This is a genomic window from Bremerella cremea, from assembly GCF_039541315.1.
Classification (GTDB): Bacteria; Planctomycetota; Planctomycetia; order Pirellulales; family Pirellulaceae; genus Bremerella; species Bremerella cremea.
Genome location: NZ_BAABFZ010000002.1, coordinates 220,078 through 243,187, shown reverse-complemented (window position 1 = coordinate 243,187; position 23,110 = coordinate 220,078). Strand labels below are relative to the sequence as shown.

General features: G+C 56.4%; 13 protein-coding genes. 10 read left to right on the top strand and 3 right to left on the bottom strand.

The features are described 5' to 3' along the window. The first annotated feature begins 50 nt into the window (after positions 1–50). The gene (locus tag ABD890_RS01675) at positions 51–1,130 is read left to right on the top strand and encodes an anhydro-N-acetylmuramic acid kinase (RefSeq protein ID WP_345085015.1); all 1,080 of its coding nucleotides are present in this window, start codon (positions 51–53) and stop codon (positions 1,128–1,130) included. Between the two features lie 3 nt (positions 1,131–1,133). On the opposite strand, the gene ABD890_RS01670 is transcribed toward ABD890_RS01675, so the two are convergent. Beyond that, the gene (locus ABD890_RS01670) at positions 1,134–2,135 is read right to left on the bottom strand and encodes an N-acetylglucosamine kinase (RefSeq protein WP_345085012.1); all 1,002 of its coding nucleotides are present in this window, start codon (positions 2,133–2,135) and stop codon (positions 1,134–1,136) included. Continuing rightward, positions 2,135–3,046, bottom strand: coding sequence for an N-acetylmuramic acid 6-phosphate etherase (gene murQ / locus ABD890_RS01665; RefSeq protein WP_345085302.1), 912 nt, complete (start codon positions 3,044–3,046; stop codon positions 2,135–2,137). The genes ABD890_RS01670 and murQ overlap by 1 nt, the downstream gene beginning before the upstream one ends. A 231-nt stretch (positions 3,047–3,277) precedes the next feature. Between murQ and ABD890_RS01660 the strand changes: the two genes are divergently transcribed. The 5 genes from ABD890_RS01660 to ABD890_RS01640 all read left to right on the top strand — a co-directional run bounded on the left by ABD890_RS01660 (position 3,278) and on the right by ABD890_RS01640 (position 17,104). Further along, a complete protein-coding gene (locus tag ABD890_RS01660; protein ID WP_345085009.1) occupies positions 3,278–4,783 on the top strand; it encodes a sodium:solute symporter family transporter in 1,506 nt (501 codons plus the stop codon). Beyond that, positions 4,780–7,107 carry an exo-beta-N-acetylmuramidase NamZ domain-containing protein gene (locus ABD890_RS01655; protein WP_345085005.1) on the top strand — a complete coding sequence of 776 codons (2,328 nt, stop codon included), beginning with the start codon at positions 4,780–4,782 and terminating at the stop codon, positions 7,105–7,107. Before ABD890_RS01660 ends, ABD890_RS01655 begins: the two co-directional genes overlap by 4 nt. Positions 7,108–7,425: 318 nt before the next feature. Continuing rightward, positions 7,426–10,020 carry a secretin N-terminal domain-containing protein gene (locus tag ABD890_RS01650; protein ID WP_345085003.1) on the top strand — a complete coding sequence of 865 codons (2,595 nt, stop codon included), beginning with the start codon at positions 7,426–7,428 and terminating at the stop codon, positions 10,018–10,020. Next, positions 10,021–11,661 (top strand): proprotein convertase P-domain-containing protein, encoded by a 1,641-nt coding sequence (locus ABD890_RS01645; protein ID WP_345085000.1) that lies wholly within the window; start codon positions 10,021–10,023, stop codon positions 11,659–11,661. 229 nt (positions 11,662–11,890) lie between these two features. Further along, positions 11,891–17,104 carry a FlgD immunoglobulin-like domain containing protein gene (locus ABD890_RS01640; protein ID WP_345084997.1) on the top strand — a complete coding sequence of 1,738 codons (5,214 nt, stop codon included), beginning with the start codon at positions 11,891–11,893 and terminating at the stop codon, positions 17,102–17,104. 15 nt (positions 17,105–17,119) lie between these two features. Here ABD890_RS01640 and ABD890_RS01635 read toward each other — a convergent pair whose 3' ends face one another. Continuing rightward, a complete protein-coding gene (locus tag ABD890_RS01635) occupies positions 17,120–17,941 on the bottom strand; it encodes a sialate O-acetylesterase (RefSeq protein ID WP_345084994.1) in 822 nt (273 codons plus the stop codon). Positions 17,942–18,133: 192 nt separating this feature from the next. Between ABD890_RS01635 and ABD890_RS01630 the strand changes: the two genes are divergently transcribed. From ABD890_RS01630 to ABD890_RS01615, 4 genes are all read left to right on the top strand, one after another. Beyond that, the gene (locus ABD890_RS01630) at positions 18,134–19,054 is read left to right on the top strand and encodes a PLP-dependent cysteine synthase family protein (protein ID WP_345084991.1); all 921 of its coding nucleotides are present in this window, start codon (positions 18,134–18,136) and stop codon (positions 19,052–19,054) included. A gap of 166 nt (positions 19,055–19,220) precedes the next feature. Continuing rightward, positions 19,221–20,516, top strand: coding sequence for an FG-GAP repeat domain-containing protein (locus tag ABD890_RS01625; RefSeq protein WP_345084989.1), 1,296 nt, complete (start codon positions 19,221–19,223; stop codon positions 20,514–20,516). Beyond that, positions 20,513–21,904 (top strand): tetratricopeptide repeat protein, encoded by a 1,392-nt coding sequence (locus ABD890_RS01620; protein ID WP_345084986.1) that lies wholly within the window; start codon positions 20,513–20,515, stop codon positions 21,902–21,904. The genes ABD890_RS01625 and ABD890_RS01620 overlap by 4 nt, the downstream gene beginning before the upstream one ends. Before the next feature lie 187 nt (positions 21,905–22,091). Further along, the gene (locus tag ABD890_RS01615) at positions 22,092–23,063 is read left to right on the top strand and encodes a DUF1559 family PulG-like putative transporter (protein ID WP_345084983.1); all 972 of its coding nucleotides are present in this window, start codon (positions 22,092–22,094) and stop codon (positions 23,061–23,063) included. Positions 23,064–23,110 lie beyond the last annotated feature (47 nt).

The window sequence follows — 23,110 nt, the reverse complement described above, 5'->3', positions numbered from 1 at the left end:
ATTGCCACAGTGCCTCGGGCAATTTGATTCCTCCAGAAAGTGCCTCTTCCGTGAGTGTTCCAGAACTTCGCACCGTCATAGGATTGATGAGCGGCGGATCGGCCAAAGGGGTCGACGCGGCCCTGCTGACGACCGACGGAGAGTCTTCCATTCGCCATCATGGCGGAATTCGTTTGCCGTACAACGAAGACCTCCGGGCCCAGCTTCTAGAAGCGTCGCAGCACAATATCTCGCTGGATGAACTCCTACTTCTGGAACGCGAAGTGACGCTTCACCATGTGGAAGCTGTCTTTGCCTTGCAACGGCAGCTGGGTGAAGTGGCCAGTACAGCTACGTTGATTGGCTTTCACGGCCACACGGTTCGCCATCTGCCGCAGGACGGCGTGACGATGCAACTGGGCAATCCTTGGCTGTTGGCCGAACGTACCGGCAAGCAAGTGGTCTCCGACTTTCGCCGACGCGATATGGCCCGTGGTGGGCGTGGTTTACCGTTGTCATCGTTCTTTCATCAAGCGCTATTTTACGATTCGTTCCGGCCTATTGCCGTATTGAATCTTGGGGGCCTGACCCATCTTACATGGCTCGGTCCCGATCGTTCGATCCTGGCAGGCGATGCCGGTCCTGGCGTGGGCCTGCTGGACGAATGGGTCCAAGAGATGGCAGGACTCAGCCACGACAACGAAGGGAAACTGGCCTCGCAAGGCAAAGTGCATGAAGACCTGGTCGAAGAATGGCTTCAGTCAGATTACTTTCGTAAACGCCTTCCCAAATCGGCCGATCGCTACGAGTTCGATCATATCGACGTCTCAGGCTTAAGCGTCGAAGATGGCGCGGCAACGCTTTGCTCGATTATTGTTCGATCGATTGAGCAGACGATCGACAAACTGCCCGGCCCCTTGGGCGTGCTTTGGGTGACCGGAGGTGGAGCTCGGCATCCGCTCATTATGAAACTGTTGCGAGATCGCTATTCGATGCTGAAGACAATCGACCAGCGTCACTTGAACCCACACACGCTGGAAGCTGAGTGTTTTGCCTGGCTGGCGGTTCGCAGCATCAAGAAGCTGCCCCTCACCATTCCGGAAACGACCGGATGCTCGCTTCCCACGACGGGCGGTTTCGTCACGCCGTAATGCTTACGGCAATATCTGATAGTCGTCCGAGGTCATTCCGCGAACGAGCATTTTCAGAATCGGCGTCGTCGGGTCGTCGATCGGGGTGAACTTAGGCGTAATACCTTTCTGCTCCAGCGATTTCTGCAATGCGTCTCGCAGGTACCCGCCTGCCTGAAAGATCCCGCCAGAGACCACGATCCGCATCGGATTTTGCTTCAGCCGTAACCGACTTTGCACCGATTGCACCAACGACGCGAGTTCTTCGGCGCCGTGGGCGACAATTGCCTGAGCATCTGGTTCGTTCTGCATCGCAGTTGAAAGGACCACGGGCGCAACGCGCGCTAACAGTTCTCGCTGATCGTTCGCCTCCGCCAGTCTCGTTTTGATGGCAATCGCATTCTCAGCTTCCAGTTCATCGCAAATGGCGACTTGCATTGGCGAAAGCGGCGTTCCCGATTCTAGCGCCCGCAGTGTCTGTCGAAGTGCCTGTCGGCCTAGCGAGAATCCACTGCCATCGTCTCCGAGCCAAGGTCCCCAGCCTCCAGCAATCGCAACGTTGCCTTGCAAATCGCGCCCAACGCCAACCGACCCAGTCCCCGAAACGAGCGCCACAACTTCGTTCTTCGTATCATCCATAATTAAAGGAAGAAGGTCTGGCATCACGTCTTCGTGATCGGCCAGTTCAAGCTGGGCGAGTCGTTCACTGAGTGCCTGGCGGATAGGAAGATGAAGCGTCCCCGCGATCGCGAAAAGTCCGCGGTGACAAGGAAACGAGTCGAGTCCTGCTTCCGCTTTGGCAATCTGAACGGCTTCGCTGATCGCGGCGGCGGCCGCATCGACACCGACCACACGTGGATTAGACGCCCCGGCATTGCCGGTTCCCAGAACGCGCCATTTTCCCAACGGACCGACCTCTGCCAGGGTGCAGCGCGTCTTCGTACCACCACCATCGACCGCTAGAATCAGCTCACCTACGGCAGGTGGTGTCGAGATCGAAAGCTTCGACTGCTTGGAAGTCGCCATTAAGACTCGCATTCCCTGGTTGCTCCCATAATCGCTTCGCGTAAGTGCCCTTGAGCTTCACTTAGAAGCAATCTTGCTTCCTCTGGTGACTGGCCAGTCTGATGGACGACGATCGCAGTCTTCACTTCGCCCGAGCATTCCCGGAGTAGTTCAGAAGCGCGTTGATCGGTAACTTTTGTTGCCGCTCTTACGATACGGCGTGCTCGATCGGTCAGCTTGATATTCGTGGCACGCAGATCCACCATCAAGTTTCCGTAGGTCTTTCCCTGGCGAATCATCGCGCCGGTGCTCAACATATTCAGAACCATTTTCGTCGCGGTTCCGGCTTTCATCCGGGTCGATCCGCTAAGCACCTCGGCACCAACGACCGGAGCAATTACCAAATCGCAGTGTGGCAGAAGTTCGGAGTTGTCGTTACAGGTTAGCCCAATCGCGAACGCGCCAATGCTACGAGCGTAGGCCAAGCCACCAATCACATAGGGTGTGCGGCCACTGCTCGCGATGCCAACCACGACGTCCGATGCGCCCAAGGCGATATGCTGCAGGTCCGCTGCGCCGAGTTCGGGTCGATCTTCCGCACCTTCAACTGCCGTGGTCATTGCTGTTGGACCACCCGCGATTAATCCCAGGACCTGTTTCGGATCGGAATTGAAGGTTGGCGGGCACTCGGCAGCATCCAAGATCCCTAGTCGGCCGGAAGTTCCCGCACCGATATAAATCAGGCGGCCGCCGATCGACAATCGCTGCGAAATCACGTCGATCGCTTCGGCGATCTGCGACGACTGCTGTCCGACCGCGTCGGCAATCAACGCGTCCTGTTGATTGATCAACTGGACCACCTCCAGTGTCGACAACTGATCGAGATGTTCCGACGCTGGATTATGCGCCTCGGTTGTCAAATGTTCGAGCATCACAGGCAGCCAAATTCCATCGCAAGGGGGATCGTGGACAGACCAACGTTGTGGTCTTGCCTGCTTGCCAGTTTAGATGTGGCGAGATCGATAAAATAGAGTCGCTGCGCAAAACCGATATTAATATGCGCGTCGGCAACTAGCGAGAGCCTTTGTGGCAGATAGACTTAAGAAGGTTCACCTGTCGTTTGTAATTCCTTAACAAGACCGCCAGTTAGCTTATCTGCCTAAATGTCGTTTTTCGCAACGTTGGCGATCACTCCCATCGACTTGACAATCATCGCCCTCTACGTCTTGGGGACTGCGATCTTGGGGGTGTACCTGGGGCGCGGCAACCATTCGTCCGGCGATTTCTTTCTCGGATCAAAGAACCTGCCGACCTGGGCGCTACTTCTCTCAATCGTGGCGACTGAGACCAGCACTGTAACCTTTCTCAGCATCCCAGGCGTTGCCTTTCAGCCGGGAGGGAGCTTTGCATTTCTGCAGTTGGCGCTCGGATACATCGTCGGCCGAATCCTTGTTTTGATCTTCATCTTGCCAATTTATTTTCGCGAAGAGACCTCGACCGCCTATCAGGTTTTTCAACGAACCTTCGGTCCATCGACGCAGCGAATGGCATCGTTGTTCTTCTTGATCGCTCGAACGTTGGGGGATGGGCTTCGTTTGTATCTGGCGGCACTGGCACTACAGCAAGTGACGAATATGCCGTTCGAGGCAAACGTTGCCATCCTGGCAATCGTCACCGCATTCTATGCGCTGCTGGGGGGCGTGCGGTCGGTGGTGTGGAACGATTGCCTTCAGTTTGCCGTCTACATGGCTGGGGCCGTGGTCATCATGATGTTGATCGTGCAGCAAATTCCTGGCGGCGTGAGCGAGTACCTGCAGTTTGCCCAGGAAACAGGTCGCTGGAAGATGTTCGACTGGCGTTGGTTTCCGCAGGATGGCAGCATCACGATCTGGTCTGGCCTCATCGGCGGTGCCACTTTGAGCCTGGCAACACATGGTGCGGACCAACTGATCGTGCAGCGTTACCTGTGTGCGGCGAATCAGCGTTCGGCCGGATGGGCGTTGTTCTGGAGCGGTCCGATCGTATTCGTTCAATTCACTATCTTTCTTGCCATCGGCGTTGGCCTGGCATATTTCTATCAGCAGATCGACCCAGATCTCGCCACGATCGCTGGCGATGAAGCCTTACCGAAGTTCATCGTGCAACAACTTCCGATCGGAATCACCGGAATCGTCCTGGCAGCCGTTTTCGCGGCAGCCATGTCGACACTCTCCAGTTCGGTGAATTCCTCTTCCAGCTCGCTACTCGATGACTGGGTGACTGGCCTGTATCCGAATCTCAGCGATCAACGCCGATTGCGACTGGCACGCGGCTTTACGCTGCTGTTCACATTGCTTCAAGCAATCGTCGCGGTGGGGGCCTACCGCGGTCAATTTGCCGACTCGGTCGTCAATCAGGCCTTGGCCATCGCAGGTTTTTCGGCGGGGCTACTCTTAGGGCTGATGTTACTGGCGATTATGATCCCGCACGTTTCCAGCATGGCGGCGAACTTGGGACTGCTGATCGGGGCCTCAACCATATCGGTGGTTGCAATCCAGACGAATGTCAGCGGATACTGGTATTCCTTCATTTGCGCGACCACTACCTTCCTGGCGACAGGCATCCTCGGAATGTTGTTCCGCAAAAGCCCACCCTCTGCCGAAATCACCTCGTTCGAGGACTCTCCATGAACCAGCGCTTGTTCTTCGTGATCTTGCTGACCTGTTGCCTCCCCAGCTTCGCTCTTGCAGCTCTACCAGAGGCTTCGCCGCAGTCGGTTGGCATGGTGGGGGACCTGGCTGGCAAGATCGACTCCGAGATCAGCGCCGCATTGGATGCCAAGCAGATGCCAGGCTGTGTGGTCGTTGTTGCTCGGAACGGCAAGGTGGTCTATCAGAAGGCCCATGGCAACCGCCGCGTGGAACCTGCGGTGGAACCGATGACGGTCGATACGCTGTTCGACATGGCATCGCTCACCAAACCGGTTGTCACGGCGACGAGCATTATGCAACTAGTCGAAGCAGGCAAGATCGACTTGGATGCCACCGTAGTCACCTACCTACCAGAGTTCCGCGGCAACGACAAAGAAACGATCACGATCAAGCAGCTTCTGCTGCACACCAGTGGCCTGACGCCAGATAACGCGTTGTCCGACTACGAAGAAGGCTGGCCAACTGCTTACAAGAAGATCTGTGCGCTGAAGTTGCTCTCGAAACCGGGCGAGCGATTTCGTTACTCGGATGTTGGATTCATTCTGCTGGGTGAAGTCGTGGCACGCGTCTCGAAGATGCCGCTCGACCAATACGCTCAGCAGCATATTTTTCAGCCGCTCGGCATGAAAGACTCGGGCTACAACCCGAGCGAACAATTAAGCCAACGGGCCGTGACCACAACTCAGGAAGATGGCGTTTGGCTGAAAGGAACGGTACACGATCCCCGCGCTCGCTACTGCGACGGCGTCGCAGGTCACGCGGGCCTCTTCAGTACGGCTGCCGACATGATGACCTACGCGCAGGCGATGCTCGATGCACGCCAGGAAGGAACCGGGCATCTGCTTCAACCAAAGACCTTGAAAACGATGAACACCGCCTACGATGCCGCCGGTCAAACACGGGGTCTCGGATGGGACAAGAAGAGCAGCTACTCCAGCAATCGTGGCGAGACGATGACCGCGTCTGCTTTTGGTCACGGTGGCTTCACCGGAACAGCGATGTGGATCGATCCTGATCTAGAGTTGGTCGTTTTGTTCTTAAGCAATCGAGTCCACCCGCATGGCAAAGGTTCAGTCAACAAACTGGCTGGCCGCATTGGTACCATCGCAGCCGATGCCTGTTTGGCCGGGCTGAAAACCGCGTCCCCTTCAGAAACCAAGCTCGGCATCGATGTTCTATCGGCGAAGCAGTTTGATATTCTCGCTGGAAAACGGGTCGGATTGATCGCCAACCATACCAGTCGCGATAAGTCAGGGACCTCGACAGCCGTCTTGATGGCCAAGTCAACCAAGGTCGATCTGGTCGCCATCTTTAGCCCGGAACACGGCTTCACGGGCGATCTCGATCAAGAGCTCGTCGACGACACGGTTGATCCATTGACCGGCATTAAGATTCAAAGTCTTTATGGCAAGACCCGAAAACCGACTCCTGATCAATTGAAGGGAATCGACATCCTGGTGTTCGATATCCAAGACATTGGCTGCCGCTTCTATACCTATCTTTCGACGATGGGCCAGGCGATGGAAGCCGCGGCAGAGCAGGGGATTCCTTTCGTCGTTCTCGACCGGCCCAACCCACTTGGTGGCGACGTCGTTGAAGGACCACTTTTGGAAGGGGGCTTCCGCTCGTTCGTTCGTTTTCACTCGATCCCGGTTCGGCATGGCCTGACGCTGGGGGAACTTGCCAAGCTAATGAACGCGGAACGCGGCTGGAAAACCGATCTGACCGTCGTCCCCATGGAAGGATGGGATCGCAGCCAACGCTTGTTTGAAACGGGCTTGCCCTGGCGAAATACTTCACCGAACATGCGAAGCCTCACCCAGGCCATGCTATATCCTGGCGTTGGCTTGCTGGAAATGACCAACCTGTCGGTCGGACGGGGAACCGTGACACCGTTCGAGATTGTCGGAGCTCCTTGGATCGATGGCCCCAAGCTGGCGAATGCCATCAATGCCTATGGTGTCCCAGGCGTAAAAGTGATTGGCATCGACTTCACCCCATCGAGCAGCAAGTACAAAGGCGAGCTGTGCGGCGGAGTGAATTTCATCATCACCGATTGGAACGAATTCCGTCCGCTCGACCTGACTTGGGCCCTAGCCGTGAGTCTGCGAAAGCTTTACCCGGTCGATTGGAACGCGGAACGGCTTCAAGTCTTGCTCGGCAACCGCACAATTGCCCAGATGATTGAAGATGCCAAGACTCCCGCCGAAATCAAACACAGTTATCAGGCCGGGCTCGAAGATTTCATGAAGCGACGACAGTCCTATCTACTGTATTCCAGCAAAGGATCGGCCAAGAAATAGCCCCGGTTCTTTAGCGGCAACTTACCGCCCCTTAGCAGAAAACATTGACGTAAACGTCTCCACCTTCTAAAACGGTCTAATTAGGTAACTTTGTTGACCTGCCTTACGCCCCACCTGAGTCTTCGATGCCCTGCCTGAGCCACTTCTCAATCAATTAGATTGAGATATTTTGCGTTTCATAGCCTTCCAGTTACTCCCCACCTGTTGCTGCGGATTACTTTTCTCGAGATTTCCTCGTAGATCGTGATATCGCCCCAAATTCCAAACCGCCCGCCGATCTTGTACCAAAGCCGGGACCTTTCACCGGTGGAACCAACCATGCAACGCGCTTCGTCCATTGCTCCGATTTCCTTTTCGTTGTTGCCAGCTTTGCTGCTGTCAGCCTTCGCCACCACCACTGCGTGGTCGCAGGAAACCGTTGAGCCTGCGGCCCCTGTTGTGGAAGAATCGGTCACCAACGATGCATCAGGCATCGAAAGCCGCTTAAGATTTTCGTTCAGCGGTGCCTCCTGGCGCGAAGTTCTGGACTGGCTGGCCGAGGCTGCTGAGCTTTCGCTGTATGTCGACGACGTTCCCACCGGAAGTTTCACCTATTCCGATCGTCAGCAGTACACCGTCGACGAAGCGGTCGCTCGGCTGAACTTGTTCCTGCTTCCCCGCGGCTACGCACTCGTTCGCCGGGATGAATTGCTTTCGGTCATCAACCTCGGTGACCCTCGAGGACTGCAGCAGTTGGATGCGATGGCCAAGGTGGTACCCTCCGACGGCCTGGAAGGCTTGAACCCGCACGAAGTCGTGAAGTGCTTCGTCCCGCTGGGCCAGGTGGTCGCGTCCGAAGCGATCAGCGAAATGCAGCCCCTTTCGCTAATGACCACTCCGGTCACGCTGCCTAAGTCGAACCAATTGATCATCACCGATACGGTGAAGAACCTGCGAAGCGCACTGGACGTCCTCAATTCGATGCAGCAGCCGCAGCAAAGTACCGAATCGATCCGCCGTTTCAATTTGAAGCATGTCGACGCGCAAACCGTCTTGATGGTTGCCGCGACCCACCTTGGCATTCCCGAGAACGCCATGAGCGGCATCGATATCACGATCACCACCGACCTGACTGGCAAGCGTTTGTTTGTGGTCGGCTCGGAAGAAAAGCTGAATCGTCTGGAGCAGCTTCTCAAAGTCGTCGACGTTCCGGACGAAGCGGAACTGGCACCATCGCAGCAGCAGCTCGTTTCGCATCCTGTCACCGGCGACAACCTGCAGGTGATCTACGATGTACTACAGACGATTCTGGCGGATAAGAACCTGCGTTTGACACGGCAGGAAGAGAGCAACACGATCGTCGCTCTGGCCGATCCTGAAGTTCATCAACTGATTCGCGAAACGATTACGGAATTGCAAGCTCCTTCAGTGGAGTTTTCGGTCGTCGAACTGGGTTCCGTCGATCCTTACTTTGCGGTGTCACTCATTGGCGAAATGTTCGGCGTCCCGAACGAGATTCCCAAGAAGGGTGAGCCAGAACCGAAGGTGGCTCCACCTAAGGTCGATGCCGATCCCGGCAACCGTCGATTATTTGTGCGTGGTACCGCCGATCAGATTCGGCAGATTGAACAATTGGTAACCCGCCTCGAAACTCGTTCTCCCAGTAACAGCGGAACCGATCTACGATTCGTTCCTCTCACCGGAGCAACCCGCGAAGAGTTGCTTGAGTCGGCCAAACAGTCGTGGGATGGCAACAACCGTCTCGAGATTCTGCCAACCAGTGAATCGACGCAGAACCCAGTCATCGAGCGAACGCTGCATCCCGAATCAGGCACCACCACGGAACCAGCAGCGACCGTTCCCACGCAGTCGCCTGCCAAGATGACCCCGGCGCCTCGCAAGACACCAAGTACGAAGCCTTCCTTAAACGAGGACGACTTGGTCGCATGGTCGGGTCGAAAGCCTTCCATTCCGACGTCGGTTCCTACCAGCAAGTCGACTCCTCCGATTCGTACCCAGGTGGTTCCCAATGGGATCTTATTGCAATCAGACGACGTTCAAGCACTCGACCAGTTCGAGCGTCATCTGCGATCGCTTTCCTCGCACGAACGCAACGCGATCTCGCCGACGATCGTCTATTACCTAAAGTACGTTTCGGCTGAGGAAGCCGTAAAGATGCTGGCCGACCTGCTGGACGGCGGCAACGCCCTCAGTGATACGCCAGGCGATACGCTTGTTCGAGGTTCGGTGAGTGGACTAGGTACTTTCTACGGCAGCTTGCTGTTCGATCGAGATGGCATGACGACGGTCACCGCCGGGACCGCAACGATTGTTTCCGATGCCCGTCTTAATCGCTTGATTGTTCAAGGGACGAAAGAGGACATTGCGACGATCGAAAACTATATGAAGATCATCGACAAAGATTCCAGCATCACCGAGATCGAAACGGCTGGCCGCTCGCGAATCATCGCCCTGCGTCATGCGAAGGCCGAAGAAGTCGCCGAAATGATCCGCGAGGCTTTTCCAGGTCGCGTCGATACTTCGTCGCAGCGTGGTAATCCACAAGCACAACAGCAGAATGCTCCTCGTCCCACGAATGATCCACGCGGCGGTGAGGAAGAGCAGCGTCGTGTTGACGACAAGCCGACCCGTGGCAACAAGCCGGTGATGGCTGTCGCCGTCCACGAAGCGAGTAACTCGCTGGTGATTACGGCCCCAGACTCACTTTTCGCGGAAGTACAGCAGTTGGTCGAATCGGTCGATCAACGTAGCGAGCGGGCCGTTCGCGTGATCACCGCAGGGAGTGGCGTCAATCTGGAAACGATTCAGCAGATTCTATCCGAACAGTCGAGCAACGCTTCGCAGCGTCCTCGCTCGAACAACCGTCCGCGCAGCAGTACGCCTACCCGCTCGAATAACTCGCGAGGTCGATAAATGCAGTCGGCAAGCTATCGACTTCCTACGTTCCTGCCACTTCTTCTCTTGACCCTAATGCCGCAATGGGTTTGGGCACAAGGAGAGTGGATCCATCGTATCGACCGCGACAACAATGGCTTTGTCGAGCCGGACGAAATCTCGGATCGGTCGCGTCGATACCTCGAGGAGTTCGCCGTTCCTTACGGTCTGAGTCTCTCGCGGCCGAATTCCGTGAAGAAGCTCGAGCAAGCGGCGCGCCTTCATGCCCAGCGTCAACAAAACGGCGACACCCCAGCTGCAGTCACCGGTGCCGACTCGCCAACGATGCGCGAATTTGGCCCACCGGCCGACAAGCCGCTCCTGCCGGAGTTCGGCCTGGCGGAGGTGAAGTATCCTTACACGCTGGCAGACCTGGAAGAGGTCGAACAGCAACTGCGTCGCTACGATCGTGATCGAGATGGTCGACTCAGTCCTGAGGAAATTGAACGGGGCCGGTGGACTGGCCATCCGCCTCTCGATACCGATTTCGACAACGACGGTTACCTCACGCATCTGGAATTGGCCCAACGATACGCCAAACGAAGAATCGAGGCCCATAGCACGGTTCGCAGCCTTGGCTCGCGACTTCCTCCTTCAACGGAAGATCGCCGCGACGATCGCCAGGATTGGCGTGATCGGATGCGAGCCGGTAGTTCGCGCAACGGCGACCGCGGCAGTGCTTCCCTGGCTGATAGCCTGATGGAACGTTACGACTTCAATCGCAACGACCAGCTTGATCCGCAAGAGATGTCGAGCATCGGCATTTCCATCTCGAAGGTCGACTACGACCGGAATGGATCGATCGACAAAGAAGAATTTGCCCGCTATCTGAACGAGGCCCTCGAACGGGAAGCCAGCCAACGCCAGGAAGCGATTCCGACCTGGTTCTTCGAACGCGATCAGGATGGTGACAAGCAGATTTTAATGTCGGAGTTCACCGAGGAGTGGGACCAAGAGAAGCTCGACGAATTCGCTTCCTACGATCACAACCAGGATGGCATCATCACCATCGACGAAGTCTTGACCTCGAAGACGGTTGTCGGGGGTCAGTTCTCCAACACTCAGGCTCACCTGTTACTGCCACGCTCGACGGTCGTTTCCGAGATTGAAGTTGCCGACGACTACCTGATCGGCGACCTCAACATTCAGCTTTCGATCACCCACACTTATGTCGAGCAGCTCGATGGCTACCTGATTGGTCCAGATGGGCAGCGGATCGAACTGTTTACCGGCATCGGTGGCAGTGACGATCACTTCGACAAAACGATCTTCGACGACGACACCGGCGAGCGGATCACCCGAGCACGTGCCCCATTCCAAGGAACGTTCCGTCCCGAGGCTCTTGAAAAACGTCAGCCTGGTTTGAACCACTTCCGTGGCAAGAACCTGAAGGGGACCTGGCAGTTGATGATTCGGGGCAGTCGAAGCGAACGTAGCGGTGTGCTGCACGGCTGGTCGCTGCTCGTGACGCCCGATCGCGAAGCAGTCGATAACCCCGACTCGGTATCCGAGCGGTTAACGCCTGCGGAAACGTCGGAGGAAGAAGCTACCGAGGGGGAAGGTGAATCTCCCGAGAAATCGTTCCCGCAGCGAGCGAATTTCCCGTTTTCGCGTGACTAGATCGCGCATTTTGCGATGACAACGGCTGCCGCAGCCTGTTAACATGACTTTGTCCGAGCCGTTGGGATCACACGATTTCAACGGCTCGCTTCGTAATGCCCACCTGGTCAGACATCTATCGCGCTTCGATCTGACCCCCATCGTCCCCATCGCTTGGTCTTCTGTCACGATCCACTATCGCCGACAACTGGCCACGCACCGCCCGTCTTCCTCCAAGAGAGTTCGCGATATGCATCTTGTTGCGCCGACCCTTTGTTTATGCTTGCTACTGACTTCTGTTTCCGTCGCCGAGCCATGGACCTTTCAAGGTTCGATCGGCAATTCGGGAGCAGAAGGAGAATCGCTGGTCGAGTTTACCGGCAACGAGGCCTCTGGCTTTGGCCCAGTCCTCGATTCACATTCGACCTTATGGGAGCGCGCAGGCGAAAAGCAGTTAAACCGCTATGCCCTGGATGGGCGTCTTTTGGCGAGCTTTCCGCTGCCTGGCCACCACGATCGCCGCTTCGATCGCATTACCTTGGCAGGCGAGCAGCTGATAATGAAGATTCGAGACGCGCTGTACGTGTTGCCAGTGAACAGCGTCAGCGGAACCGAACCAACGCGTGTGCTGGGGAATGTCGAAGCACTGTCGGTCAACGCCGTCGATGGCAAGGTAGCGATCTCGAAAAAGGGGGAAGACGCGATTGTGTGGTTTAATCCCGCCACGCTCGAAGAAACGCCTTTCCTGCAAACGGACGTTCCGACCGACACGCTTCAGATCGACGACGATGGAACGTTGTACGGAATGCGCAGCAACCAGATTTATGCCTGGAAAGAAGGGCAGCTTCTCAACGGATTTCCCAAGAAGATCGATGGCGAGCGTCCGATCAAGGTCAGAGACTATTGGTATAGCTTTGCCTGGCATGGCACGGTGAAGCGTTTCAACGAGCAATGGGAGCCAGAGCCAGGGGTGGTCCTCGGCGGAGCTTCCGGCTCGTTCATTGGCTACTTGCCGCAAAGCGTCGATATCGAAAACGGTCGCGGCCTCACGCACGTGCGGGGCGACATCTTCGCAGTTTCAGGCTTGGACGGAATCGTTCAACTTCTCCAGTGGAGTGATCGCGAGCAAACCTTCCAGCCGGTCCGCCGACTTGGGGCCCTGCCTTCGTTGAAAGGCCTCGCCCTGGATGCATCTGGCAACATCTGGACGCCACGTGGAAGCTGGCGGTGGGATGCCAACAGTGCTGATGCCGCATCCCTCGGCGATAAGGTTCCCGACGTCATGGCTCAGCCAACAGTCATCGACGGGAAAACGCTCTGCCTGCTGAAGAAGCACTACAGCTACGTGCAGCTTTCATCGGGGCCGTTCTTCGATACGAATGGCTGGTCCCACTTTGAAACGAAGGGGATTGCTGATTTCGACCTGGGCGAGAACGTCTCCGGGGCGACGCTGATTCCGGACGGGAACGGCCTGGCGATCTTGTTTGTCGATACGGACGGAAATGCGTTTCAGATGGGGGTTACGAATTCCGGCCTACCGCGCGGCAAACCGGAACCTGCGAAGATCACCGGTCTGAGCGGCTGTACAAGTCTTGCCTGGTTTCAGAACCAACTGGTCGCGGGCAACGAGTCCCAGGTCGACGTTTATCAACGCGATGATCAGAACAACTGGCAGAAGCTCGCCCCATTGCAACATGGTGACGGCAAGTTCTACGTTCATAGTGATGGAACCACGCTCGCCATTAGCGACACGGCCGCAGGGACTGTCCGAACCTATCGTTCACTCGACGCCCCCAACGGCGAGTTCACCTCGCTCGATCACCCAACACACGTCGCCATCTCCGGCAATCGCATGATTGTCTACGAATCAGGAAGGCAGCGCATCGTCAAACTCCTACGCGAAGCGACAGAAGCAGCGCCCGATCTCACCGTTAGCAAGCTTCCCTCGAACACGGGGATCCCGCAAAACCAACTCCCTGGCGAAGCCGATTTTCAATCACTGGGGCGTCCTGGCGGTCTGTCGCTAGAGGTTGCCCTGATCACCGATAACACCGGCACTACGCTTTCCCTTCGTACGGTTGAAAACGAGAATCTTTCGCTGCAAGTCGGGATCGCTAACGCGGAACGGGCTTACGTTCTGACCGGCGATCAAGCGACGCAGAACCAAGGCCTCTACCACTTCCGTCTGCCCGAAACCGAATGGAAGTCGATTCGCCTGGCCGCTTCCCTTACGCTTCCAACCGAACAAGAGCGTTTCGGTTTCATCGACTCAGCGCCGCTGCATGCCGCATTTGACGCGAACCCTGCGACCTGGGGTGCCTTTGACCTGACGACCTATCACGAAATGGTCGAGGCCCGAAAGCAGGAAATCCGGATCACCTTCGAGCAGCCTGTTTCTGGCAAAGCAACAATCGTCATTGAAGACGCCAAAGGGAATCGCGTTCGCAATCTGATTTCTGGCCAAAGCTTTATCGCAGGCCGACATACGGTGCAGTGGGATGGTCTCGATGAGGCGGGCAAACTGGTCTCGCCGGGCAACTACCATTGGCGTGGGATCACGCATCCTGGCATCGCACCGCAGTACAAGATGAACTTTGCCAACGGCGGTGAACCGACGACCGCTTCCTGGGGCCCAAACCACAGCACCTTCCGCTGTGCGACCAGCAACGGAGAACGCATCTTCTTTGCGGCGCCCGTTACCGAAGGTGGCTGGGCACTGGTTGCTTTGGATAAGGATGGGAATTTCGTGCAAGGGTACGAACACCTTCACGGATACGGCATCCAGAAAGACGCGATCGCGGCCGACGACCAATACCTTTACTGTGCTCAGGATGGTTTCTCGTGGGGCGGAAACAAGGGGATCGATCTCGGTAGCGATGACTGGAAGGCGACCTGGAAGCTGACGATCGTGCGTTACGATATTCAAACGGGTCGACTGGTTGAGTTTCCCGGTAAGCAGCGTGGGATCGAAGTCGATGAAATGGAAGTTGGTCCCGGCTCGGCACATCCCGATCTGACCGACTTCAACCTGGGCGGTCTCGCCATTCACGATGGAAAGCTTTACATTGGCTCGCGAGACGAGGACAAGGTCCTGGTACTCGACACCGACACTGGAAAACAGATCGATCAAATCGCCCTCCCAGGCGTGCGTCATCTGGCGTCTGGTCCATCACTTTACGCCGCCACCGATACCGGCGTAGTTCGACTGCCAGACGGAAAAAGGATGGTCGACGCCACCAACATGGACCTGACCGGGCTCACGGTTGCTGCCAACGGCGATATTCTGGTGAGCGATGCCAGTCGTCATCAGATCCTCCGCTACGATGCTAATGGCAAACAGCTTTCCACCCTCGGAACACCTGGCGGCGCGTACAAAGGGACATACGATCCAACTCGGATGGTGAACCCGGCCGGTCTCGCGTTCGGTCCGGATGGAAAGCTTTGGGTTACCGAAGATCGCTGGAATCCGAAACGCATTTTTGCGTGGGATCTGACTGGCGAGCCGCATGTTGTCTACGAGAAGTTTGGCATGCCGCATTACGGAGGAGATGGCTCTGGCTTCGATCCAGAGAATCCGCGACGTTGGATCGGACTTGGCTGTTTCTGGGATGTCGACATCGCCGCTGGAACGGCTCGACCGACGTCGATTCTTTCTTTGGAAGAAGGGCATTTCGGAAACTACGAACCGCAGTGCTACCAATTCTTCCGCCAGGCTGGACGGACGTTCGTTTGTGCCCGTGGCAAGATTTCGTTGATCTCGGAAGTCTTGCCCGATGGTACCTTGCACGATCTAGCGGCAACAGCTGGCACGCATCACTTTGGTTACGGCTGCGACTGGGATCCACCGCAAGCGTATATCGACGCCTTCTATGCCAAGTGGCCAGAGAAGCGTGCTGGCGAGAAGCCTGGCCGCAAAGGCGAAGGGAAGCCCTGGTCGCAGCGTGGCATGGGCGTGTTGTGGGTCGATCGCAATGGTGACGGCAACTCTCAAGCCGAAGAGTTCGACTTCAGCGAAGGGGAACAGTATGGGGGCGGGGCCTGGGGGCATCTGCAGAACTCGCTCACGTTTGTCATGCCTGTCTCAACCGACGACCAGGTCAGCATCGTGACGATCGAGCCGCAAGGCTTTCTGGCCAATGGCGTTCCCAACTATGGTTCGATCGAAGCCGCGATCGCCAAGGCCACGCCAATCGATCTCAGCCCAGGCTACAAACGAAGTGGCGTTTCGACGATTCAAGATCGGTTCGGTCGCATGCTGTTGAACTCCGATCCTGAAATGAATGCCTATTGGATCGATCGCCCAGGGATTGAGCCGTTAGCCGCTTCGCAGCCGAAACCGAATGGTGCCCATCTTTGGAGCTTTCCAAACCAATGGAGCGACGTACATGGTTCTCACAACGCACCGTTACCCAAGCCTGGTGTGATGCAAGGAACGATGGCGTATCTAGGCGTTGCGCCGCTGGACGAAGAAAGCGATGTGGTCTTCCTCAACGGCAACCATGGCCGTTGTTTCCTGCTAACAACCGACGGGTTGTACCTCGATGAAGCGTTTGTCGATGTCCGCGTTAGCTATTTAATGAACGAATACCGCCTCGGCGGCGAGATCTTTGGCGGAAGCTTCGGTCGGTCGCTGTCGGACGGAACATTCTACGTCCAGATTGGGCACGGTCCGTATCGCATTTACGAGCTGGAAGGACTCGGCCAAACCAAGCGGATGGAAGGCTCGCTCGCGGTGACGCGGCAACAGGTGCTCGCCGCGCAGCAAAAAACCCTGCGCCAGGCATCCGAGCAACAAGTTTCCCGTAACGCCGAGTTCCCTGGCAAGATTGCCTGGGACAAAGATGGCAAGTTCAAGGTGGAAGTCACTGCCGAGATCGTCGCGGATCAAATGCAACTAACCTGGCAGGTCCAGGACCGATCTCCTTGGGTGAACAACGGTCGCGACTGGACGAAGCTCTTCGCAACGGGGGACTCGGTCGACTTCCAGTTTGCCACGAACCCTGAAGCCAACCCCAAACGACGTGATCCGGTCCCAGGAGACAAACGCCTGCTGATTGCTCCGCATGATGGCCAACCGCTGGTTGTCTTGTACGAGCATCGCCTGCCAGAAAAGCAGCAGGGCAACGCAATCGAGTTCACGTCGCCTTGGCGAGCCGAAACCGTTGACAATGTTCAGATGCTGCAAAATGCCAACGTAGAAGTTCGCCAGTCCAGCGGCGGCTATCAGGTCACGGCAACCGTCCCGCTGAAAGATCTCGGTTTCGATCCACAGCCAGGGATTGCTTATAAGGGCGACTTTGGAGTGACCTATGGCAACGCGGAAGGGACCGACACTAATCTCCGGAGCTACTGGTCGAACGGGAGCACCGGGCTGGTCGACGATATCCCCGGCGAGATCATGCTCTCGCCAGGGCTGTGGGGAACCATGAACTTTCGTGCTCCGGCTGAAGCAAGTCAGCCGTAACAGCGGGTTCATTTGTTACTGATCGCCGCTCTTGCTTTGCAGGTCCATATAGGCCTTGGCATAGCGGCGACCGAATTCGCGGTACGACTCGGCGTTGAAATGCACCTTGTCTCCTTTGTGCGTCAGTCCTTCCGAAGATACGAACGCGCTGTTGCTGTCGCTCTTCGCGATGGCTTGATGGGCCTGATCAACTTGCCGCTTGGCATCGTTCCAAGGGTTTTCCTCGAACTGGCCTAGCTGTCCGATGATGAAGGGAACGTCTTCCGCATCAAGTTCCTTCCGCACGCGAGCGATTAGTTCGGTTAGCTTCTGCTGATAAATCTCGGACTTACCTTTGCCCGAGTCCGATTCACCTTGATGCCACAGAATCCCTTTCAGCTCACCTGCTTGCAAGGCAGCCTTGGCACGCTTCATGGCATCGTCGTACGGATGGGTGTTGGTTGCCTTGTCGCGGGCTCCAGGATTCCAACTTGCGATGGGCGAACCACCAACAGCACACGGAATCAAACCGATGGTCACCTCTGGATTCGCTTTGGAAACTTCCAGCCCAAACGTACGCCCCAGTCCGACGCCCACCATCTTTGGCTTGTCGAAGTGCATCGGATCGACGGCAGGCCCCCATTGGCCTTCCTTGTTGAACATCAACACCTTTGGATTCTCGATCTGATCGTCAGGCGTCACCTTGCCGCGGCCTGCCATGTTCGATTGGCCAATCAAAAGGAAGAGGTGAAAGTTTTCTTTCTTCGGAACTTTGACTTCCTCGGCCAACGATGGCGCGACGACGTACGACAAGAGCAGGAGGGCGAACAAGCTTGTTCGAGGGAGTGAATGCAACATGGGGCCATTCTTGGGTTGAAGGTGGGTGGCTATTTCCGTCGAAGACAGGAAGAGTAACGCGGAATGGGGCCGCGATGGGGTTCTCCTTACTTTAACCCGTTTCGAATCGAATTTATACTTCGGAATTGCCCACAACGTGATCGCGAGTGCATCGCAGGTCGCCGGGCGACGCCTTTCCTATTCTGAATGCCAATGATCGATCCACTTGCAATTCTGGCCGGAAGCCGTGTTACGACTCCTTTGGTTCCTATTACCTTGCCAGAATATGGCGTGCCGGTGTGGTGCAAGCTCGAGTTCCTCAATCCCAGCGGTTCGACGAAAGATCGTATTGCTCGGTATATCTTGTCGAAAGCGGTCCGCAGTGGCCGTTTGAAGCCAGGTGACCGTGTCGTGGAAGCGTCGAGCGGTTCCACCAGTATCGCCTTCGCGTTGGCATCGGCGCAGCTGGGACTTTCGTTCACGGCCATCATGCCAGAGAGCGTCAGTCCGGAACGCGTGAAAATCATCAAGGCGTACGGAGCCAAGGTCGAACTGACGCCGGCCGATGAAGGCATCGATGCTTCGATTAAGTTGGCCGAGAAGCTTGCCGCCGAACAAGACGCGTTCTGGCCACAACAGTTCTCGAACCCCGACAACGCCAAAGCTCACCGTGACGAAACGGCCGCCGAGGTTCTTTGTCAGATCCCGAGCGGATATGTCGACATCTTCGTCAGTGGCGTTGGCACAGGCGGAACATTGGTGGGCGTAACGCAGGGGCTGCTCTCGGCCGGATGCGATGTCGTGCCGGTGTTGGCCCGTCCGGTCAGCAACAAGTTGATCTCCGACGTCGAATGTTGCAGCTTCAGCAAACGCATCCCAGGCGTTGTCGACGGGCTGTCCGACATCTTCCAGGAAGCCCAACTGCAGAAGCTGATTGAATTCGAGATCTCGGATGAAGACGCCATCGTCGCCACGCGTCGTTTGATCCAAGCAGGCTTCCCCGTCGGTCCCAGCTCTGGGCTCAATTACCTGGCCGCCGTCCGCGCCTACAAAGAACGGGGCGGAACTCCAGTCTGTCTAACCGTCTTCCCAGATCGCATGGAACGCTATTTCTCGACCGATCTGTTTCAATAGAGCAGTCGTTCAACGAATTAGCGTTCTACCGCCGTTCGGCCCTGACTTGCGAGCGGCGCCGTTCATCTGCGATGATTGAGACTTACCGCAAGATGTCTCACCGTGCGAACGTTGCTTGCCCTAACCAGTGTGCAGCATCGCATGCCGCTACTTCAAGATTGCCCCCATGCTCATTCGTCTCGTTCTGTTGATCGTACTTGCGATTGGCATTCCGATCACCGCGATGGTGATCGGACCCAGTCTGCGGCAGAAGATCGATCCCGCGAAACTCTATTCCGGCGGAACGTCGTATCCTGCGACGAAAGTCCCATTCATCTTCGAGCCCACTCAGCCGCAGTTTCGTGGGTTGCCTCAGATTACCAATGTCCAAGTCGTCGACTTCGATCAAGATGGTCAGAATGAGATCGTCGCGTGCGATTCGCTCGGCAGTCAGATTCTGCTTCTGAAGCGACGCCCGGATGAAAGCTGGGAGGAATCGACGTTGATCGCCGACGTCGCCGCGCCAGCGCATGCGACGGTCGTTGATATCGATCAAGATGGCGACCTTGACGTGATTGTCTCGGTGCTGGGAAATATCCTTCCCGACGACAGCGTTGTTGGACGCGTCGAACTGTTCGAAAACAACGATGGTGAATTCCAGCGACATGTCATTCTGGATGATGTGCGACGGGTGGCGGATGTTCAGCCAGGAGACTTTGACGGCGATGGGGACCTCGACCTGGCGGTTGCCGTCTTCGGCTATTCGCGAGGTTCGATCCTCTGGCTAGAGAACCTGGGTGACTTCTCGTTTCGCGATCACCTTCTGCTGAGTGCCCCTGGGACGATCCACGTGCCCGTGGGTGACTTCGATCAGGACGGCGACCTCGACATCGCAGCGATTGTGACGCAAGACGAGGAAGAGCTGTGGGCCTTCGAGAATTTGGGAGACGGTGAGTTCCGTCCGCGATTGCTTTGGATGACGTACAACCTCGATCTTGGCAGCGCTGGTCTGGTCGCTGCGGATCTGGATCAGGATGGCGATCTCGACTTTATCCTGCCTGCCGGTGACAACTTAGAAGACTTCGATGCCTACCCACAGCCATATCACGGGTGCTATTGGTTCGAGAACCAGGGAGACTGGAAGTTTGTCGAGCATCGGATCTCGGATTTAGGTGGAACTTACGCGGCCTCGGTCGCGGATATTAATGGCGATAACTATCTCGACGTGGTGCTGGTCAGCCTGACCAACAATTGGCTGAATCCAGAGAACGCCAGTGTCGTCTGGCTCGAAAATGATGGCCAACAAAACTTCACCCCATGGCAGGTCGCGGCGGAACCTCTGCACCTGGTGACGGTGGCCACCGGAGACGTCGATGGAGACGGAACGGCAGACATCGTTTCTGGAAGTTTGAATGTTCGTCGACCACACCGAAACCTTGGGCGCGTGAGCGTCTGGCGTAATCAGCAAGGAAAGCAGCCATGAAGTACGCTACGATTGCCTTGCTGATTTTGGTCGTGCTGGAAGCGATCGGGGCAGGCATTTACCTGTCCGGTGAAGCGGCTCGTACGATTCCGCTGGTTCCTACAGAGAAACTTGCCGACCCGACCATCATGCCGCAAATCGAAGCACTTGCGGAGCAAGCATCCAATGGCACCGCAAACGATTGGCGCATCTACGGCGAAGCCCTAATCGGCAAAGGCTTCTATGCCCACGCCGAACCTGCCTTCCGCGAGGCACTTCGGCAAGATCCTGAAAACTTCGACGCGATGTTTGGGTTGGCTTTCTGCCTCGATCGCATGGGACGCATGCAGGAAAGCAGTGTCGCCTACAGCAAAGTGGTTCAGGCCCCGTCCGAGTCGCCAGAGCAACAAATCGGACAAATCAACGCGTTGTTCGCCATGGGACGCAACGCGCAACGCGAAGACGCGCCGGAAGACGCGCAGCGATACTTCCAGCAGAACGCAGACTACCCGGCCGCAGAATACCAGCTTGCCAAGCTGGCGATACGCTCAGGACACGCCGACAAGGCGTTGCCGATCATTCAAAAGAACTTGGCGAACATTCCGTACTCGCTGGGCTTTCACTTTCTGGACCAGCGCGCACAATCCGAACTTGGCAATACAGTAAGGGCATATCTCGCGGCGGCGATGGTCGAGCGGTCAGCCTATCTCGTTTCGCAAAACTTCAACACCAACTATGTCGCGCCATTGGACGAAGGCACAGGCCTCTCAGGCAGGTTAAGCGAACTCCACCTGGCCGCCCTGGATAACGACACATCCAAAGTCATTGAGATCGCCGAAGCGATCGACCGCGATGCTGCAGATCATAATGTTTTCGTAGCAGACCTGGCGAAGTCAGCGCAGCTGAAGGCCTACATCCAAGCCAACGACACAGAGAAAGCGTTGGCACTGATCGATCAGCTTCGTGAGAAAGGACGAATCGATGCCGTGACTCTTGAAGCGGAAGGGGATGCGAAGCTTCAGTCCGGTAGCGCCGAGGAAGCGGTCCAGCTTTGGCAACGTGCGGTTCAACTCAGTCCATCCGAGGCACTGCATCAAAAACTCGCAAAACAGTTACCGGAACGAAGTGATTATCACCAAAGCCGCGCGGCAATGATGAAAGGCCTCTTCGAGTTTCGCCGCAACCGAATCCGAAGTGCGATTCCGCAATTTGAGAAAGCCATTCAATTCGATCCCACCAACGGTCAGGCACACTTCTACCTTGGCGAGATGTACTTCTATCTCGACGACCTTGAACCGGCCGCCAAGGCCTACCGCGAGTGTCTCAAGCAGTTGCCAACGCATGGTCGTGCCATCGATCGCTTGAAATTTCTGGATAGCGCTGAGAGCAAAACGGACTCTGGCACCTGATTCATACAAATTCCAGTTATTTCTTATTCTCTCTAACTGGTTTATTTGATACCCTGCTTAGGTGGCTAATTCTCTTGCCACCCAAAAATGCAGAGTCATGCATCGTCGAGTCTTAATAATCGACTTACTGCCTACCCCAATCGCCTCCCTAATCGAATAAATCCCCATCATTCTACAGGAAGCCCCTATGCCTGTCCGCTCTCTTCGCGCCCTCGCGCGGAAGTCTGGCTTTACGCTTGTCGAACTCTTGGTGGTGATCGCCATCATTGGCGTGTTGATCGCCTTGCTCCTTCCCGCCGTTCAACAGGCGCGCGAAGCGGCCCGTCGTATCACCTGTTCCAACAACATGAAACAGATCGGCCTGGCGCTGCACAACTATCACGACACCTTCAAAGTATTTCCGCCAGGATATGTCGATTCCAATCCGGTTTTCAATTCGGCAATCGATAGCGTGTCGAATCGGAACGGCCTCGCCTGGTCGGCATTGATTCTGCCATTCATCGAGCAGAACGCATTGCACGATCAAATCGGAACGCAGACCAATGGATTCGGTTATCACTGGCAAGACAAGAACAACGACGACACCATGAACGATCCGATCGATGCCGCCACGGTCGGGCTCGAGGCGTATAGCTGCCCATCCGATACGATGCCGCTGCTGAACAGCCGCCGTGGTAACTTCGGAAAGTCGAACTACAAAGCCAACGCAGGCAACAACGCGGCCCGTGACGGTAAGGGTGTGATGTTCGAGGCTTCGAAGCTGGGCATCCGCGACGTGACCGATGGAACCTCGAATACCATGATGGTCGGCGAAGCCTGTGCCACGCCTGACTCCGGCACGTTGAATTGTGGTGGGTCGTTCTGTAACTTCTCTGGAGGTCTTTGGATTGGTGCTCGGATCGGACCAAGCACGCAGTCTTGGCATACGGGTGTCTACACGTACGACGTGCTTTGCTTCGGCGGTTCGGGTGCCAACATGCTGATCAACCGCTCCGGCGCGAACTGGGGTGCCGACTGGATCAGTAGCAGCACGCACCCAGGCGGAATCATGTCGGTCCAGTGCGATGGAGCCGTTCGCTTCATTCCAGAAACGATCGACCTGACAATCTACCGACGCCTCCGTGACCGTAGCGACGGCGAAGTACTCGGCCAGTTCTAAGCCAGAACGCTTCACGCAAACATTATGGCCCCGCGGCAAGCCCTCGG